Origin of the sequence: Pseudomonas sp. TH21 (assembly GCF_016651025.1) — a bacterium.
Classification (GTDB): domain Bacteria; phylum Pseudomonadota; class Gammaproteobacteria; order Pseudomonadales; family Pseudomonadaceae; genus Aquipseudomonas; species Aquipseudomonas aylmerensis.
The window spans coordinates 3,391,308-3,406,858 of sequence record NZ_JAEKEQ010000001.1; the positions used below are offsets into that span (position 1 = coordinate 3,391,308).

At 60.2% G+C, this 15,551-nt stretch carries 16 protein-coding genes, 1 tRNA gene and 2 pseudogenes; 12 read left to right on the forward strand and 7 right to left on the reverse strand.

Going from position 1 to position 15,551, the window contains the following annotated elements; translation table 11 throughout:
• The first annotated feature begins 112 nt into the window (after nt 1-112).
• The 3 genes and pseudogenes from mgtA (at nt 113) to JFU04_RS14800 (ending at nt 4,091) form a co-directional block, all read left to right on the forward strand.
• Entirely contained in the window at nt 113-2,827 is a 2,715-nt protein-coding gene (gene mgtA, locus JFU04_RS14790; protein ID WP_201144593.1) for a magnesium-translocating P-type ATPase, read from the forward strand.
• 89 nt (nt 2,828-2,916) lie between these two features.
• Nucleotides 2,917-3,263 (forward strand): annotated as a pseudogene (locus JFU04_RS14795) (SLOG family protein).
• 18 nt (nt 3,264-3,281) lie between these two features.
• Nucleotides 3,282-4,091 carry a hypothetical protein gene (locus tag JFU04_RS14800; protein WP_201144595.1) on the forward strand — a complete coding sequence of 270 codons (810 nt, stop codon included), beginning with the start codon at nt 3,282-3,284 and terminating at the stop codon, nt 4,089-4,091.
• Here the strand turns inward: JFU04_RS14800 and JFU04_RS14805 are convergent.
• On the reverse strand, nt 4,088-4,780 hold the full coding sequence (locus JFU04_RS14805; protein ID WP_201144597.1) for a tellurite resistance TerB family protein: 693 nt from the start codon (nt 4,778-4,780) through the stop codon (nt 4,088-4,090). The genes JFU04_RS14800 and JFU04_RS14805 overlap by 4 nt on opposite strands.
• 125 nt (nt 4,781-4,905) lie before the next feature.
• Between JFU04_RS14805 and JFU04_RS14810 the strand changes: the two genes are divergently transcribed.
• Together JFU04_RS14810 and JFU04_RS14815 are read left to right on the forward strand one after the other, a co-directional pair.
• On the forward strand, nt 4,906-5,433 hold the full coding sequence (locus JFU04_RS14810) for a DinB family protein (RefSeq protein WP_201144599.1): 528 nt from the start codon (nt 4,906-4,908) through the stop codon (nt 5,431-5,433).
• A gap of 154 nt (nt 5,434-5,587) precedes the next feature.
• Nucleotides 5,588-5,869: a hypothetical protein gene (locus JFU04_RS14815; RefSeq protein ID WP_065905476.1), complete on the forward strand. Its 282-nt coding sequence runs from the start codon at nt 5,588-5,590 to the stop codon at nt 5,867-5,869.
• Between the two features lie 47 nt (nt 5,870-5,916).
• On the opposite strand, the gene JFU04_RS14820 is transcribed toward JFU04_RS14815, so the two are convergent.
• Complete coding sequence (locus tag JFU04_RS14820; protein ID WP_065905477.1) at nt 5,917-6,108, reverse strand: DUF2188 domain-containing protein; 192 nt, start codon at nt 6,106-6,108, stop codon at nt 5,917-5,919.
• Nucleotides 6,109-6,448: 340 nt separating this feature from the next.
• On the opposite strand from JFU04_RS14820, the gene JFU04_RS14825 reads away from it, so the two are divergent.
• Together JFU04_RS14825 and JFU04_RS14830 are read left to right on the forward strand one after the other, a co-directional pair.
• Nucleotides 6,449-6,535 (forward strand) — tRNA-Leu (locus JFU04_RS14825).
• Nucleotides 6,536-6,681: 146 nt separating this feature from the next.
• On the forward strand, nt 6,682-6,891 hold the full coding sequence (locus JFU04_RS14830) for a hypothetical protein (protein ID WP_065908355.1): 210 nt from the start codon (nt 6,682-6,684) through the stop codon (nt 6,889-6,891).
• Between the two features lie 9 nt (nt 6,892-6,900).
• Here JFU04_RS14830 and JFU04_RS14835 read toward each other — a convergent pair whose 3' ends face one another.
• The 3 genes from JFU04_RS14835 to JFU04_RS14845 all read right to left on the reverse strand — a co-directional run bounded on the left by JFU04_RS14835 (nt 6,901) and on the right by JFU04_RS14845 (nt 8,000).
• Nucleotides 6,901-7,143, reverse strand: coding sequence for a hypothetical protein (locus JFU04_RS14835; protein ID WP_065908353.1), 243 nt, complete (start codon nt 7,141-7,143; stop codon nt 6,901-6,903).
• A 72-nt stretch (nt 7,144-7,215) separates the two neighbouring features.
• Nucleotides 7,216-7,650 (reverse strand): hypothetical protein, encoded by a 435-nt coding sequence (locus JFU04_RS14840; protein WP_201144601.1) that lies wholly within the window; start codon nt 7,648-7,650, stop codon nt 7,216-7,218.
• A 29-nt stretch (nt 7,651-7,679) separates the two neighbouring features.
• Nucleotides 7,680-8,000 (reverse strand): hypothetical protein, encoded by a 321-nt coding sequence (locus JFU04_RS14845; RefSeq protein WP_201144603.1) that lies wholly within the window; start codon nt 7,998-8,000, stop codon nt 7,680-7,682.
• Between the two features lie 629 nt (nt 8,001-8,629).
• On the opposite strand from JFU04_RS14845, the gene JFU04_RS14850 reads away from it, so the two are divergent.
• On the forward strand, nt 8,630-9,190 hold the full coding sequence (locus tag JFU04_RS14850) for a fasciclin domain-containing protein (RefSeq protein ID WP_201144604.1): 561 nt from the start codon (nt 8,630-8,632) through the stop codon (nt 9,188-9,190).
• Nucleotides 9,191-9,558: 368 nt separating this feature from the next.
• Here JFU04_RS14850 and JFU04_RS14855 read toward each other — a convergent pair.
• Nucleotides 9,559-9,747 (reverse strand): annotated as a pseudogene (locus JFU04_RS14855) (helix-turn-helix domain-containing protein); the annotation flags it as partial.
• A gap of 304 nt (nt 9,748-10,051) precedes the next feature.
• On the opposite strand from JFU04_RS14855, the gene JFU04_RS14860 reads away from it, so the two are divergent.
• Complete coding sequence (locus tag JFU04_RS14860) at nt 10,052-10,828, forward strand: hypothetical protein (protein WP_201144606.1); 777 nt, start codon at nt 10,052-10,054, stop codon at nt 10,826-10,828.
• 98 nt (nt 10,829-10,926) lie between these two features.
• Here the strand turns inward: JFU04_RS14860 and JFU04_RS14865 are convergent, their stop codons facing one another.
• The gene (locus JFU04_RS14865) at nt 10,927-11,151 is read right to left on the reverse strand and encodes a hypothetical protein (RefSeq protein ID WP_371920651.1); all 225 of its coding nucleotides are present in this window, start codon (nt 11,149-11,151) and stop codon (nt 10,927-10,929) included.
• 452 nt (nt 11,152-11,603) lie between these two features.
• On the opposite strand from JFU04_RS14865, the gene JFU04_RS14870 reads away from it, so the two are divergent.
• The 3 genes from JFU04_RS14870 to JFU04_RS14880 all read left to right on the forward strand — a co-directional run bounded on the left by JFU04_RS14870 (nt 11,604) and on the right by JFU04_RS14880 (nt 15,541).
• A complete protein-coding gene (locus JFU04_RS14870) occupies nt 11,604-12,329 on the forward strand; it encodes a gluconate 2-dehydrogenase subunit 3 family protein (RefSeq protein ID WP_120448692.1) in 726 nt (241 codons plus the stop codon).
• 81 nt (nt 12,330-12,410) lie between these two features.
• Complete coding sequence (locus JFU04_RS14875) at nt 12,411-14,189, forward strand: GMC family oxidoreductase (RefSeq protein WP_201144608.1); 1,779 nt, start codon at nt 12,411-12,413, stop codon at nt 14,187-14,189.
• Nucleotides 14,186-15,541 (forward strand): c-type cytochrome, encoded by a 1,356-nt coding sequence (locus JFU04_RS14880; protein WP_242485905.1) that lies wholly within the window; start codon nt 14,186-14,188, stop codon nt 15,539-15,541. Before JFU04_RS14875 ends, JFU04_RS14880 begins: the two co-directional genes overlap by 4 nt.
• Nucleotides 15,542-15,551 lie beyond the last annotated feature (10 nt).

Genomic DNA, 15,551 nt, shown 5'->3' on the forward strand with positions numbered 1-15,551 from the left:
ACACCTTATTTGAACCGATCGCCAAGTTAGCGGCTCGGCCGGCTTTCACTCGCCTGTATGCAGGCAAGTAACGGGCCTGTTTTGTCGACAACTGGCGACAGGAGTACACACCATGAGCGCCGTAAAATACACGCCACTGCAGAAGAAAAAGGGCACCGACGCCGACACCAAACTGTCGATGCGTGCCGCCCGCGAAGCCCACAACGGCTTATCCGCCACCCTCGCTAACGTTCGCGCCACCCAGGATGGCCTGACCGAACTGGACGCCGCTGCCCGCCTGCAACGCGAAGGCTACAACGAAGTGGCGCACGACAAGCCGCCTCACGCCATCGTCCAGTTCCTGCAGGCCCTGAACAACCCGTTCATCTACGTGCTGCTGACCCTGGGCGGCATCAGTTTCTTCACTGACTGCTGGCTGCCGATGCAGGATGGCGAAGAGGCCGACCCCACCAAAGTCATCATCATCATGACCATGGTGCTGCTCAGCAGCCTGCTGCGCTTCTGGCAGGAGCACCGCTCGGCCAAGTCCGCCGAAGCCTTGAAGGCCATGGTGCGCACCACGGCGACCGTGCTGCGCCGCGAGCAAGTGGGCAGCCAGCCCGCCCTGCGCGAAGTGCCGATGCGTGAACTGGTGGCCGGCGACATCGTGCAGTTGTCGGCCGGCGACATGATCCCCGCCGATATCCGCCTGATCGAGTCCCGCGACCTGTTCATCAGCCAGGCCGTGCTCACCGGCGAAGCCTTGCCGGTGGAGAAATACGACACCTTGGGCGAGGTCACGCAAAAATCCGCCAGCGCCTTGGCCGCCAACCAGGGCAACCTGCTGGACCTGCCGAACATCTGCTTCATGGGCACCAATGTGGTCAGCGGCCGCGCCAAAGCCGTGGTAGTCGCCACTGGACCACGTACTTACTTTGGCTCGCTGGCCAAGGCGATTGTCGGTTCGCGGGTGCAAACCGCCTTTGATCGCGGGGTGAACAGCGTCAGCTGGCTGCTGATCCGCTTCATGCTGGTGATGGTGCCGATCGTGTTCCTGCTCAATGGTTTCTCCAAGGGCGACTGGGGCGATGCGTTTCTGTTCGCACTGGCGGTGGCCGTGGGCCTGACCCCGGAAATGCTGCCGATGATCGTCAGCGCCAACCTGGCCAAGGGCGCCACGGCCATGGCCAAGCGCAAGGTGGTGGTCAAGCGCCTCAACGCGATCCAGAACTTTGGTTCGATGGACGTGCTGTGCACCGACAAGACCGGCACGCTGACCCAGGACAAAATCATCCTCGAGCATCACGTCAACGCCTTTGGCCAGCGGGATGACGCGGTGCTGTCCCTGGCCTGGCTCAACAGCTACCACCAGAGCGGCATGAAGAACCTGATGGACCAGGCCGTGGTGCAGTTCGCCGAGCAGAACCCCAAGTTCCAAGTGCCATTTGCCTACAGCAAGGTCGATGAATTGCCCTTCGACTTTGTGCGCCGTCGCCTGTCGATCGTGGTCAAGGACGCCGCCGACGACCACCTGCTGGTGTGCAAGGGCGCTGTGGAGGAGATGCTGGGCATTTCCACCCACGTGATGGAGGCAGGCAAGGCCGTGCCGCTGGATGAGCACCGCCGCGAAGCGTTGCTGGCGATTGCCAACGACTACAACGAAGACGGTTTCCGGGTGCTGGTGGTGGCCAACCGTCACATCCCTAAATCGCTGGCGCGCCAGCAGTACACCACCGCTGATGAGCGCAACCTGGTGATCCAGGGCTTCCTGACCTTCCTCGATCCACCGAAGGAAACCGCCGGCCCGGCGATTGCCGCGCTGCAACAAATCGGCGTGGCGGTCAAAGTGCTGACCGGCGACAACCCGGTGGTCACCAGCAAGATCTGCCGCCAGGTCGGGCTCGATCCAGGCCAGCCGCTGCTGGGGGTGGAAATCGAAGCGATGGACGACGCGACCCTGCTGCGCCGCGTGGAAGAGCGCACGGTGTTCGCCAAGCTCACGCCACTGCAGAAATCCCGTGTGCTCAAGGCTTTGCAGGCCAACGGTCACACGGTCGGTTTCCTCGGTGACGGCATCAACGATGCACCGGCGCTGCGCGATGCCGACGTGGGTATCTCGGTGGACAGCGGTACCGATATCGCCAAGGAATCGGCCGACATCATCTTGCTGGAAAAGAGCCTGATGGTGCTTGAAGAAGGCGTGCTCAAGGGCCGCGAAACCTTCGGCAATATCATGAAGTACCTGAACATGACCGCCAGCTCCAACTTCGGCAACGTGTTCTCAGTGCTGGTCGCCAGTGCGTTCATTCCGTTCCTGCCGATGCTGTCGATCCACTTGCTGCTGCAGAACCTGATGTACGACATCTCCCAGCTGGCCTTGCCGTGGGACAAGATGGACAAGGAATACCTGGCCAAGCCGCGCAAGTGGGATGCCAAGAACATCGGCCGCTTCATGATCTGGATCGGGCCGACCTCGTCGATCTTCGACATCACCACGTTTGCGCTGATGTGGTACGTGTTCGCCGCCAACAGTGTCGAGATGCAGACCCTGTTCCAGTCCGGCTGGTTTATCGAGGGGCTGCTCTCGCAAACCCTGGTGGTGCATATGCTGCGCACGCGCAAGATCCCGTTCTTCCAGAGCACAGCCGCGTGGCCGGTGCTGATGATGACCGCCGTGGTCATCGGGCTGGGGATCTACGTGCCGTTCTCGCCGCTGGGCACCCTGGTCGGCCTGCAACCGCTGCCGCTGGCGTACTTCCCGTGGTTGGTCGGCACCCTTCTCGCCTACTGCTGCGTGGCCCAACTGATGAAAACCCTCTACATCCGCCGCTTCAAGCAGTGGTACTGAGTTTCACCCTGCCATGCCTCGTAGGAGCCGGCTTGCCGGCAAGCCGGCTCCTACACCCAGGCAGCGTTTGCATTGCAAGGAAATTTCTTATGCGCGTCTTGATCTGTGCAGGTCGTCATTACGCCGACACCAAAAGTCCCGCCAGGTGCTGGACGCTTACCACCGCCTGCGCCCGGTGCAGGTATTGATCCACGGCGGCAACCAGTTCCTCGGCAGCGACATCGAGGAATGGGCACGCGAGCTGGGCATCGACGTGGTGCGCTACCCGCCCAACTGGCAACACCACGGCAAGCAGGCGGAACGCCAACGCAACCATTTCATGCTGACCGACAGCCGCCCCGATGTGGTCATCGCCCTGCCCGGTGGCGATGACACCTTCGAGCTGGTCAGCCAGGCCAACGCCAGCGGTGTCTCGGTACTCACCGTAGAAAGCTGAATTCACGCGAGGTGCATCATGCACAAAAAACACACCCCTCAACGCCCCGACGGGTTTGCCAAATACCGTGCGCGCCACTATCGCGGTGCGCGCAATAGCCTGCTGCTGTTGCCACCGGCGAAACGTCGGGCGCTGCGGCGCAACTTGATCTTTATCGGCCTCACGCTGGGCCTGATCCTGCTGGTGGCCCTGGTGTCGAAAGCCCACGCGGCCGGCGGTGCCTACGTGGTCGACGACGGCGCGATCAATGCGCCAGGAGCATGCAACATAGACGCCTGGTACAGCGCCAATCGCCACGATGGCAGTACCCACAGCGAGACGCTGTCGCCGGCCTGCACCTTCGCCGCCATGCCCTCTGTGCAATGGGGCGCGGCGCTGTCACGGGCCGACCATGAGACCCAGGTCAACCCGCAACTCAAGGCCCAGGTGCTGTCCCGACAAGACCTGGGCGTGGAAATCGCCGTTTCCGCTGGCGCGCACCTGGCGCTGGATCGACAACACGGGTTTGATGGCGCTGACCTGAACGTCCCGTTCACCTGGCAAGTCCTTGAAGCCTTGCGCCTGAACCTCAACGCCGGCTGGACTCATGCCTACAACGACGGCGATCAGCAACATCGCCTGACCTGGGGCAGCGGCTTGGAGTACGAGCTTGCGCACGCCCTGACGCTGATCGCCGAGCGCTATGGCCAGGCCGGCGGCGACCAGGCCTGGCAGGCCGGACCGCGCCTGCACCTGGGGGAATTTGTCGACGTCGACCTGATACTGGGGCGCAACCTGACCGGCACGCGCGACCAGTGGCTGACCACCGGTGCGACACTGCGGTTCTAGGCCTTGGCCTGTTGCTCCAACCGCAACTGCAACTGCGGGTCGATCTGCAACTGCCCCGCGAGGTCATCCAGGTAGTTGCGTTCGGCTTCCTGCTGGTCATCGACCAGCAGCACACTGGCCAGGTACATCTCGGCCGCCACTGCCGGATCTTTGGCAAACTCGGCAAAATCCGCCGCATCCAGGGGCTTGGCGATTTCGGCGTCGAGCCACTGTTGCAACTGTGGGTCGTCGGTATGTTGGAGTACTTCATTCGAGATCAACTGCTGCTCTTTTTCGTCGATCTTGCCGTCGGCCTTCGCGGCCGCGATCAATGCACGCAAGACTGCGTGGCTGTGGGCTTCGGCTTCGGGGCCGTCGAGCTGGTCGACGGTCTGGAATGCAGCTTGCGGCTTGGCCGCCTGCTGGCTCTGCCAGGCCTGATACGCTTGGAAAGCCATCATTCCCAGGGAGGCCAACGCCGCATAGTTCATCCCGCCAGAACGTCCTTGGGCCGGGCGCGCGGCAGCTCCACCCCCGAGCATGCCGCCCAAGCCACCCAACAACCCACCCAGGCCGCCACCCGCAGGCGCATTGGCGCTGCTGGTGCCTTTCAACAGACCACCAAGCAGCCCGCCCAGGCCGCCGCCTGCGGCGCCACCGCCCGGCTGCCCGGCGCGTAGCAGTTGTTCAAGTAAGTCGCTGGTGTTCATGGTTTCACCCTCCCAGGGCGTGGTGTTGGCGTCTAACAACCATAGCCCGCCACTGCGGGAACACCATGACCGCCGGGCGGCCACGCCTTATGATGGCGCGACCCCGCCAACAAGAGACACACCCCGTGAACCGTATCGAACAGATCGCACTGATGGCGACCTACAACCAGTGGATGAATCGCAAGGTCTATGACGCGGCCGGCACCCTGGACCACGCCGCACTGCTGGAGGACCGCCAAGCGTTTTTCGGCTCGATCTTCGGCACGCTGAACCACCTGGTGCTGGGCGATACGGTCTGGCTCAAGCGCTTTGCGCTGCACCCTGTCGGCTTTTCGGCACTGGCCCCGTTGAGCGCCATCGAGGCACCACGCGACCTCAAGCACCTGGCCTTCGCCGATCTGTGCGCACTCGCGTCCCGGCGCGTCTGGCTGGATGAGCTGATCATCGAGTGGGCCCACGGCTTGAGCGATGGTGACCTCGACCATCGCCTGCACTACCACAACATGCGCGGAGTCGCGGCGGACAAGCCGTTTTTCAGCCTGCTGGTGCATTTCTTCAATCACCAGACCCATCACCGCGGCCAGGTGACGACGTTGCTGACCCAGGCCGGCGCGGATGTGGGCGATACCGATCTATTGGCGCTGATCGACTAGCCGTGGCCGCGTACCTATCCGTTTGGGGGGATAAACGAACGTCACACCACCGATGGGGTCGTAACTTCAGGTGCCGGGATTTTTCCGCTCCCGCCCTCCCCGCGCGCATCGTGGGTCTACCGATGCGCGTACCCCATAAGAAGGAGACGCTTACATGGTCATTCACTTCAAGGTCGCCGGGCATCTGGCTTGCGGCCATCACGGCACCAACCTCCCGTCCAGCACCGAGTTGAACCGGGTCAAATGCCGCACCTGCCGCAACACCGAAGCCTACAAGGAAGCGCGCCGCACCCAGCGCAACGCCGCTCGCCGCGCGTCACGCAAAGCCAAGACTCACACCGCAACCGACTGGCGCAGCGCGTGGACACAACGCCTGACCGACTTGCCAGGCCTGCAGCGCCTGCCACGCGGGTTCAGCGGCCAGCCTTTCGTCTAGGCTGCCCATGCAAAAGCCCCGGCCAGGCCGGGGCTTTTTTGTTGCACTCAATCATCATTGGACACCGGCCGGTTGCGTGCCTTGTACCCTGGCAAGGTAGCGGCATACGCAAATGCCTGTTCGCGGGAATTGAAGGTCGCCAACCGGTCCTGGGGCGTACATACCCGCCACGGTCCATGGTTGACCTGCACGATGTCGTAGCCATTCAGATGCAGCTTCGTCAGCATTGGAGCGCTCATAGTCACCTCGCTTTCCTGAGATTTTCTGGCGTTGCAGCCCCACCTTACACCCGCTACGGGCTCAGGGGTCGACCATGTGTCGTACCGAAATGGCTGCATTCATGAACACCAAACAGCCGCTGACTCACTGTCTGGCCGGCGAGTATGGCAAGTAGCCAAAGCTGTCATTTATGGCTCTTGTTCTGACGCCAGCGGAATCGTCCGATTAGCCTCAATACCCCCTGTAGATCACTGATCTGCCGAGCTTTTTCACTCAAGCCTTCAGCAAGAAAGCTGCCCTTCGACCTTGCGCCCGAGCGTGCGGATCTATATATTCCCAACCCTGCTACAACGCGCTGCCGCCCGAATGGCGAAACTGGTAGACGCATGGGACTTAAAATCCCCCGCTCGTAAGGGCGTCCCGGTTCGATTCCGGGTTCGGGCACCAAAGATATCAAGGGCTTGCATGATGAACTTCATGCAGGCCCTTATCTTTTTATGCTCCGCAATTCCCATCTCCCGGCCTTCTGCCGACTCAAATCAAAGTCCCTGTTTCACCACCTGCTACGCTGATACATCCACGGAGAATCAGCCATGCCAAACTCAGATCTATTGCCCTCCCTGCTATCAAAACTCTACGAGAACCAACTGGCCCTCGAGGCTTCTGTCATGGAGCTATCGAACTGGGTCGAGCAACGCGGTTCCGCTGAAGTGGCAGAAAACGTGCGCAGCGCTTTGCACACCATCGACGAAAACGAAGAGTTCATTAAGCTCACCCTGGCCGTGCTGATGTCACCGGAGTGATCCTGCGTATCAGGCCTTTACTGAGTTCTTGATCACCCAAATGCCAAGCGCAACAAATACAGCTGATTTAGCCACGGCAAACAGGGTGTCTCTTCCCGCAAACAACTCGAACGCCGAAAACAGCAGTGAGAAGGTGCCTACTATCGCCAAACCATAGCCAACCGGGCGTACGTACCTGTGGAACATTTCTTTCATCTCCCTGAAAAAACAAAAAGTGTAGATTTTACCGCCCCATACGCCATCAACCGTCATGCCTCAGCGTGAAATCACCGATGCGCTCTGGCAGGGGCCGGCACACCTTAACAGGCCGCCCGCTGTCTCCGGCTAATAAACCAACCCCACACATTGATCTTTTTCAGTAGGGAAAAACTTCAGGAGAAGCGTTTTAAGGGGGTAATGCTGCGATTTCACTTCATAAACAACGTTGGTAAAGCTGTCTGCATCAGATCCATTACCCGCGTTTGATGCCTCAGACACCTTTACCAATTTAACTTCAGAAATATCACCCACCAGCGAACGCATCTGATTCCACCCCGTCAGCGGGTCATCAACAGATTCAAGGCATAACACTGACTGCCATCGCTCTTTATCGCCTCGCTCATACGCTGAAATTGCCTGTTGCGCGAGCTTGAGCGTGCCTTGTGCACCCGCAAGATTCGGCAATGAATGTGAGTCTTTGTGCGTTGAACACCCGGTCGCGAGCATGCACATGAATAAGACGGCTTGCCCCGTCAATATCAACGACGTTTTAGAGTACATATGATTCGCTATCCTTTTTGAATCCGATCCTAGCCTGCCCTCAGGCTGCGATGCGTAGTCAGCACCCCGCTCTTATCGAACAGGAAAATCATCTGGTTTCCCCCACCATCCTGGCAAACAACGCCTTCGGTTTCTCCGTCGATGATTCCTTGGCAAGCCATGTTCCATACGTATGGACGGATTTGGCACTTGAGGGTTTTGCCATCCTGGATAATCAGCTGGTGAGTGGCGGAGACGTCTTCAGGGGCTGGTTTGGGGCAGCTGCCCTCCCCCCAATTGACACCTTGGTGATTGGGTTGCGAAGCGCAACCGGCCAATAGTAGAAGGGAAAACACGCATTTGAAATTCATGATTACCGTCCTTAGTCATGAAGAGGGAGTGGCACTACATCCGTATAGGCGCGGTTTATTGTGCGTCACTTCGCGCGGATATTTAAGATCGGGGTAGCAGTTTTCGACAACAGGCACGTTAAAACGTCTAGCGATGGATGACGGATTACCATCACCCGCCCCGGCTTGAGGGCTCAGCGTCTCTATCGAGTTGGCTCAAGAGTGGCCAGACCACACCGTCACCCAGGATTTGGTCGATAGTGCCAACCTGTGAAAAGGCTTGCTCAAGGTTGAAGTCTGCGCCGTTGCTGAACGCCTCGGCCTCATTATGCAGTGCATACGCTATGTGGGCTGCAGCCCGTACTTTCATCGGGGCATTCATGTCACTTCCAAAGCAATTGGACATCAACGCGCGGTCCGCAATTAATCCCAGCGCCAAAGCCTGTTCTGTTGTGACTGCATAATGCCCTCGGCAGTGAACGAAGCCCCTTAGCCTCCACGAACCTCGCTTCCGAGCCCGGACGAGACGCTGGTCAGCCAGGAAAGTTGGGAGCCAAGAATTATTTCGTCAACCGGTGCATCCACTTTGATCGCTGGCTCGTAGATTCAATACCCTCACCCGGAGGGCATAAGAGCCAAGGAGATACATCATGCACGCTTTTTACAAGAAACTTGCAGCAGCAGCCTGCTTCGCGATTCTCTCCGTCACCGCAACGCTCAGCTTTGCCGCCAACACAGTGATGGTCGGAGGTGCAGCGATGTACCCAAGCAAAACAATTGTCGAGAACGCAGTCAACTCCAAGGACCACACGACACTCGTCGCAGCCGTCAAGGCTGCCGGGTTGGTTGATACACTCAACAGCAAAGGCCCCTTTACGGTGTTCGCGCCAACCAACGAAGCCTTCGCAAAGCTTCCAGCCGGTACCGTCGATACTCTGGTCAAGCCGGAGCACAAAGCCGATTTGACTAAAATCCTGACCTACCATGTCGTGCCCGGCACTCACACATCGGCACAGCTCATGGCCGACGCCAAGAAGAACGGTGGCACCGTAGTATTGAAAACAGTTCAAGGTGAGTCGCTGAACATCAAGCTGCATGACGGCAAGCTTTGGGTAGTCGATGCCAAGGGCGGCAAGGCCAGTATCAGCATCGCAGACGTGATGCAGTCCAACGGCGTGATCCACGTTGTCGACTCGGTCTTGATGCCTTAAACACTCGTCATTCCCGGCAGACGCGCGGTTTGCCGGGTGTTGAGGCCGCCAGAGCCGCTGGGGTCTGAGCAATAGAGTGCGGAAATCAGCCTAGTTTTCGTAGAAATACCAAATGACCGACACCACGGCGACTACCCAGCCGAGGGTCAGCAGAAACGAGAGACCTGCAAGTCGCTTATCCATGACGTCCTGTCATCTTGTTGAAAGTCCATAATCCTTCAAACAAAGCGTAGCAGCTGCGCCCGAGATGGGCGGTGGGTCGCTGAGACTCAATGAATCAGCTCCCTGGCCTTCTCCAGGCATTCGGTGGCGCTGTCCAACGCTTCGACGGCTTTCAGGGAATCATCAGCGCCGCTCTGCGCGCGCTGCCCGGTGATGACGAACAGTACATCAACCCCGGCTTTTGCCACCTCGGCCAGGTAATCCGCGCGTGGGTGGCGGATGCCGTTCTCGTAACGCCCCTGGGCGTTCACTTCGACGCCGCCGATTTTTCCAATCTCTGACTGCGATAGACCCAGCCTCAGTCTCTCCGCCTTCAACCTTGCACCAATGCTCATGACTCATCCCAATCGAAAACATAAAACTGAGAGCGTGGCGGTGGATTTTTAGTTCCAGAGTGGCGCTCGCGTCGTCATGGCCGCCTGGGCGGACTTCAGCAGCAAAACCTGTCGCCCCAGGAACCAAGATCAAGCGAGCACGCGTCGAGCCGTTTTATCGTCGCGGGTTGAACCACGGCAAGGCCCTACGGATGCTGCTTTACTGAGGCGCGTGCTGGATCAAATCAATAGTCGCACGGCACGCGCAGATCGCACTTCATCGCTCGACCCACACCCACTCGCATTGCACTTAAGGATGAGCATCATGACCGATGATTTGAAGCAATCAGGTTCGACCACGACGTCCCAGCCCACCACCACGCTGGAGCAGGTCAAGACCGGAAGGGTGCTGGATTTCACTTGGGCGCCTAACGCGAATACGACCACCACCGTCGTTTCGGCGGACTTCATCGACTACGAGGTCGATACTTCCCAGGGCAGCCCTACCGGGGACAGTCACTCCATCGCACGGTTCACCTATGCCCAGGGCAAGGGCGGTGGCCAGATCAGCCAATTGTTTCTCGAGGAGATGCGTGCCGGTGTGCGCGCCAGCACCCAGATCGGGCTGATGGTGGGACGTAAATGGGCACTGGACGCCGACGCCGACGTCTCCGGCAGCATCGGCACCTACGTCATCGAGCAATTTGATGACATGCGCGCCAGTGTCAATTACGTCGGGACTTTCAGCCGCGTCTTTGCAGACCCCAGGATGGTCAGCTACCACGCGGGGGGACACGTGCACACCAATGTCTCGATCACCGCCAGCAGGGCCCTGACCATGGCCGACTCGGGCAAGTCGATCCTGGTCATCAGCGACACGGACGTCACGCTGACGCTGGGCGACGATGTGATTGAAGGGTTCAAGGCTACATTGATCCAGGCGGCGGCCGGCAAGATCAACATTGCGGTGTCCAGCAGCCATGTTATCTACAGCAACGCCGGGGCCCGAACGCACACACTCAACCCGCTGGACGAGCTGGAAGTCAGCACCTTTCCCTACGGCCCGGTATTCCTGGCCTTCCGGGTCAGGCCGACGGCCTGAAGCCAGCGCCATTTTTCCTGCAGGACGGGGGGTGAACACACGGGCACACCCCTTATCAATGGCCTCTACATCACGCTTTTGACCCGCCAGGCCTTGCCTCACGCAATCTTGCGGGCGATGTCATACACCGAATGTTTGGCCTTGCAATGCAGGTACGAGCGCCATTCCTTGAAGGCGCGCTGTTGCCTGGCAAAAGCCTCCAGCCACTCATCTCCGCCCACCAATTCGATGGGAATGGACATCATCAATTCGGTCGCAAGATCGAGTTCCTCAACGAGCTCGCGTCCATTCGGCATATCAAGAATTAGGGATCGCATAGCCACCTGTGATTATTCTTCGCAGTACATCGACCGCTCCAACTCTCTGATAGTGCTCATTTTCCGACGAGCGGTAACATCTGGTAACGGGTAAGGGAAACTGTCTGCACTGCAACCTACTGTCGGGTCACCAATGCGTGTACTCCCTCTATGGCAGCAGATCCGGCGCACACAGGCGTTTTTAGCCTCCAGTGGAAACCGTTAAATCCCGCCACTGAAAAAATGCTGTTTCCTATCAATGATTTGCGATGACCCAATGCGTCAGTTTTTGAGGGTTTTACGTCAAAATTGTTAATAGCACCGTGATTTGTCGCCGCCTAAACTCCAGATCGAAACATTCTGAATCATCCCGCTCGTCCCCCGCGCCGCCCCTGTTGGTGTGAGTGTCGCAGGCATAAAACCCTGCGGGCGCTGCCGTGTGCGCACGGGAAACGCGCCAGACTCGCAAAGGAACCTTCATGCAGCGCAGAGACTTCTTATCTTCGGCCATAGCGCTGGCGGCCGCCTCGACATTGCCCGCCGCCCGCGCTGCGGAAATCACCGGCGGCCAACCCTGGGAGCCAGGCACTGCCAGCCTGCCGACCCTGCCCCCGGTCCGCCAGGGTGGCCTGGCGTTTTTCAATCAACACGAGTTCCAGACCGCCGAAGCCATCGCCGAACGGCTGATCCCCACCGACGCGCTGTCCATCGGCGGCAAGGACGCCGGCTGCGCGACCTTTATCGATCGCCAGCTGGCGGGCGACTACGGCAAGGGCGCCACGCTGTACCGGCTGGGCCGCTTCGTCAAAGGTACCTTTGAACAAGGCACCCAATCGGCACTCACCCCCGCCGAGCGCTGGCGCAAAGGGTTGGTCGCGATTGACGCGGACAGCCAGGCGCAATTCGGCAAGCCATTCGTGCAGCTGCAAGGCGAGCAACAGGACCAGGTACTGACCCGCTTCGAGAAGAACGCCGTGCAGGTGGGAGCCGAGTTTGATGACGGCGCCAAGGAGATCTTCGAACAAGTGCTGGCCAACGTGCGTGAAGGCTTCCTGTCGGACCCGCTCTACGGCGGCAACAAGGGCATGGCGAGCTGGAAGATGCTCGGCTTCCCGGGCGCGCGGTATGACTTTCGTGACGTCATCGCCAAGAAGGGCCAGAAGCTCAACATCATTCCCACCAGCTTGATCGACAACACGCTTTGAGCCCCCAGAACATTTGAGCGATGAGGCCTGGCCATCATCGCCGACTGACCGTGATTTGCTGTAACGAAGAGGAATTCCCGAATGGCCAATGTACGCCCCAAAGTCGACGCAGTGATCGTCGGCCTCGGCTGGTGCGGCTCGCTGATTGCCGAAGAACTGACCCGCGCCGGCTTGAATGTTGTCGCCATTGAACGCGGTCCGTGGTTTGAGACCGCCACCGATTTCCCGCCCTCGGTGGATACCGATGAACTGCGCTGGGACACCCGCCGCAGCATGCTGCTGCCGCCCGCGATCGAAACCACCACGTTTCGCAACAATCGCTCGCAAACCGCGCTGCCGACCCGCGACTGGAGCCTGAACGAGTTGGGCTACAACGTCGGCGGATCGGGCACGCACTGGGCGGGCATGGCCTGGCGATTCCTGCCGTTCGACTTCGAGCCCTACAGCTTTACACTCAAGCGCTACGGCCAGCAGCAAATCGAAAAAGGCCTGATCGTGCAGGACTGGGGCGTGACGTATGACGACCTCGAACCCTTCTACGAGCGCTTCGAAAAAATCGCCGGCGTATCGGGCAAGGCCGGCGTATTGAATGGTGAGAAGATCGACGGTGCGAACATCTTCGAAGGCAACCGCAAGAGTGAATTCCCGCTGCCACCACTCGCCACTACCCGCCTGACCGACCTGTTCACCGAAGGCAGCAAAAAGCTTGGCTTGCACCCATTCATGGTGCCCGCAGGCCAGGCCTCGCAGGCCTACACCAACCCGCTGGGTGTGCGGATGGGGCCCTGCACCTACTGCGGCTACTGCCTGTATTACGGCTGCGGCAACTTCTCCAAGTCGAGCCCGAATGCCTGTGTGATTCCCGCGTTGATGCAGCGCAGCAATTTCACCGTGCTGACCGAATCGGCCGTGCTGCGCGCCAACCTCGCCGAAGACGGCAAGACCGCCACCGGCGTGAGCTACCTCGACCGCAACAAAATGGAGTGGGAGCAACCGGCGGACATCGTGATTTTCTCCGCCTTCCAGATGCAGAACGTGCGGCTGTTGCTGCTCTCGAAAATCGGTAAACCCTACAATCCCGAGACCCGCCAAGGCGTGGTGGGCCGCGCCTACAGTTTCCAGACCGTGTCCGGCGCCAACCTGTTTTTCGAGGACGAGCAGCTCAACCAGTACATCGGTGCAGGCGCCCTCTCCGCCCAGGTGGACGACTACAACGGCGACAATTTCGACCACACCGGCAAGGGCTTCATCGGCGGCGCCGGGATCCTCGTGGTAGCCCGTGGCGCACGTCCGATCGGCAACGCAGACGCTGTCCCACCAGGCACTCCACGCTGGGGCAGCGAATGGAAAAAAGCCTATACCCACGCGTTCCAGAACGGCACGTTCATCTTCAACCAGGGCACCAGCTTTTCCCATGACGAGTGCTACCTGGACCTGGACCCGGAATACAACGATGCCAATGGCGACCCGTTGATTCGCGTGACCTTCGACTACAACGAGAACGACCGGCGCATGGCCAAGTTCACCGAAGACAAAGCGGTGGAAATCGGCAGGGCCATGGGTGCAAAAATCGTCAACGGCTTTGACTCGGCAGCCGTGAACTATGGGCCTTACCTGCCCTCCAGCGACCACACCATCGGCGGCGCGGTGATGGGCCTGGACCCGAAAACCAGCGTACTCAACCGCTATCAGCAGAGCTGGGACGTGCACAACGTCTTCGTCCTGGGTGCCTCTTCATTCCCGAACAACGCCGGCTATAACCCGACGTCGACCATTGGCGCGCTGAGCCTGTGGACCGCCAAGGCGATCATTGACCAATACCTGGCCAAACGCGGCCCACTGGTGGAGGTACCGGCATGAATGCGCGCTTTCGCATGGCCCTGACGGCCACCGCCGTATTGTCCCTGGGTTCCGCCATCGGCCTGTATGGTGCATTCGGCATTGCCGATGCAGCGGACAGCATTGCGCAACCCGGGCAGCAATCTGCTGACGGCGCCGGGGTCAAGGCGCCTGCCACCCAGGCACAGGAAGACCCGGCGGTGACGCGCGGGCGCTACGTGGCGATTGCCGGCGACTGCGCGGCCTGTCACACCGATCCGCATCACGGCAAGCCGTTCGCCGGTGGCTACGCGCTGGAAACACCGTTCGGCAAGTTGCTCGCCAGCAACATCACCTCCGACAAGAACACCGGTATCGGCGCCTGGACCGAGCAGGAATTCACCCGCGCGGTGCGCGAAGGCAAAGGCCGGCATGGCGAAAACCTCTACCCGGCGATGCCCTACAACGCCTACGTGAAAGTCAGCGACCAGGACATGCATGACCTCTGGGCCTACATGCAGACCGTCCCGGCGGTGGACAACGAGGTGGTATCCAACCAGTTGCCATTCCCGTTCAACATCCGCCTGATGATGATGGGCTGGAACCTGCTGTTCTTTGATAACACACCGTTCCAACCGCAGGCTGAGGCGTCTGCGCAGGTCAACCGGGGCGCGTACCTGGTACAGGGCCTGGGCCACTGTGCCGCGTGTCACACGTCAAAGAACTTCCTCGGCGGTGACAAGGGCGGCGCGTTCCTGCAAGGCGGCGAGTTGGCTGGCTGGCACGCACCGGAAATTACCGGCAACCCCTACGTCGGTATCGGCGGCTGGAGCGATGCGCAACTGGTGCAGTACCTCAAGACCGGCAGCAACCACGTGGCCGTGGCGTCGGGCCCGATGGCCGAAGCCGTGACCAACTCCACCCAGCACCTGCGCGACGAGGACCTGTACGCCATCGCGGCTTACCTCAAGACCTTGCCTGGCTCGGACACCCGCAGCCCGCGGCCGCTCAAGGCCTCCGGCACATTGATGCAGCAAGGCGCGAATGTGTACTCGGCCAACTGCTCGGCGTGCCACAGCAGCGACGGCAAGGGCATCAACCAACTGGCGTCGAGCCTGGCCGGCAACCCCGGCATCCAGGCAGAAAATCCACAAAGCCTGATCACCACGGTGCTCGAAGGCGGCCGTGGCGCGGTGACCGTCGACAACCCCACCAGCGGTGCGATGCCGAGCTTTGCGTGGAAATTGTCGGACCAGCAAATCGGGGCGACGCTCTCGTATATCCGCAACAGCTGGGGCAACACCGCCCCCGAGGTGAGCGCCAAACAGGTCGCCGCTGTACGCGAAGACCGCAAGCTGCCAGCCCAACTGAGCGCCGACGGCACCTCCCGCTGAACCCGTGACG

Coding starts and splice junctions, on each gene's coding strand:
- mgtA (WP_201144593.1), top strand. CDS start 113: ATGAGCGCCGTAAAATACACGCCACTGCAGAAGAAAAAGGGCACCGAC.
- JFU04_RS14800 (WP_201144595.1), top strand. CDS start 3,282: ATGCACAAAAAACACACCCCTCAACGCCCCGACGGGTTTGCCAAATAC.
- JFU04_RS14805 (WP_201144597.1), bottom strand. CDS start 4,780: ATGAACACCAGCGACTTACTTGAACAACTGCTACGCGCCGGGCAGCCG.
- JFU04_RS14815 (WP_065905476.1), top strand. CDS start 5,588: ATGGTCATTCACTTCAAGGTCGCCGGGCATCTGGCTTGCGGCCATCAC.
- JFU04_RS14820 (WP_065905477.1), bottom strand. CDS start 6,108: ATGAGCGCTCCAATGCTGACGAAGCTGCATCTGAATGGCTACGACATC.
- JFU04_RS14830 (WP_065908355.1), top strand. CDS start 6,682: ATGCCAAACTCAGATCTATTGCCCTCCCTGCTATCAAAACTCTACGAG.
- JFU04_RS14835 (WP_065908353.1), bottom strand. CDS start 7,143: ATGACGGTTGATGGCGTATGGGGCGGTAAAATCTACACTTTTTGTTTT.
- JFU04_RS14840 (WP_201144601.1), bottom strand. CDS start 7,650: ATGTACTCTAAAACGTCGTTGATATTGACGGGGCAAGCCGTCTTATTC.
- JFU04_RS14845 (WP_201144603.1), bottom strand. CDS start 8,000: ATGAATTTCAAATGCGTGTTTTCCCTTCTACTATTGGCCGGTTGCGCT.
- JFU04_RS14850 (WP_201144604.1), top strand. CDS start 8,630: ATGCACGCTTTTTACAAGAAACTTGCAGCAGCAGCCTGCTTCGCGATT.
- JFU04_RS14860 (WP_201144606.1), top strand. CDS start 10,052: ATGACCGATGATTTGAAGCAATCAGGTTCGACCACGACGTCCCAGCCC.
- JFU04_RS14870 (WP_120448692.1), top strand. CDS start 11,604: ATGCAGCGCAGAGACTTCTTATCTTCGGCCATAGCGCTGGCGGCCGCC.
- JFU04_RS14875 (WP_201144608.1), top strand. CDS start 12,411: ATGGCCAATGTACGCCCCAAAGTCGACGCAGTGATCGTCGGCCTCGGC.
- JFU04_RS14880 (WP_242485905.1), top strand. CDS start 14,186: ATGAATGCGCGCTTTCGCATGGCCCTGACGGCCACCGCCGTATTGTCC.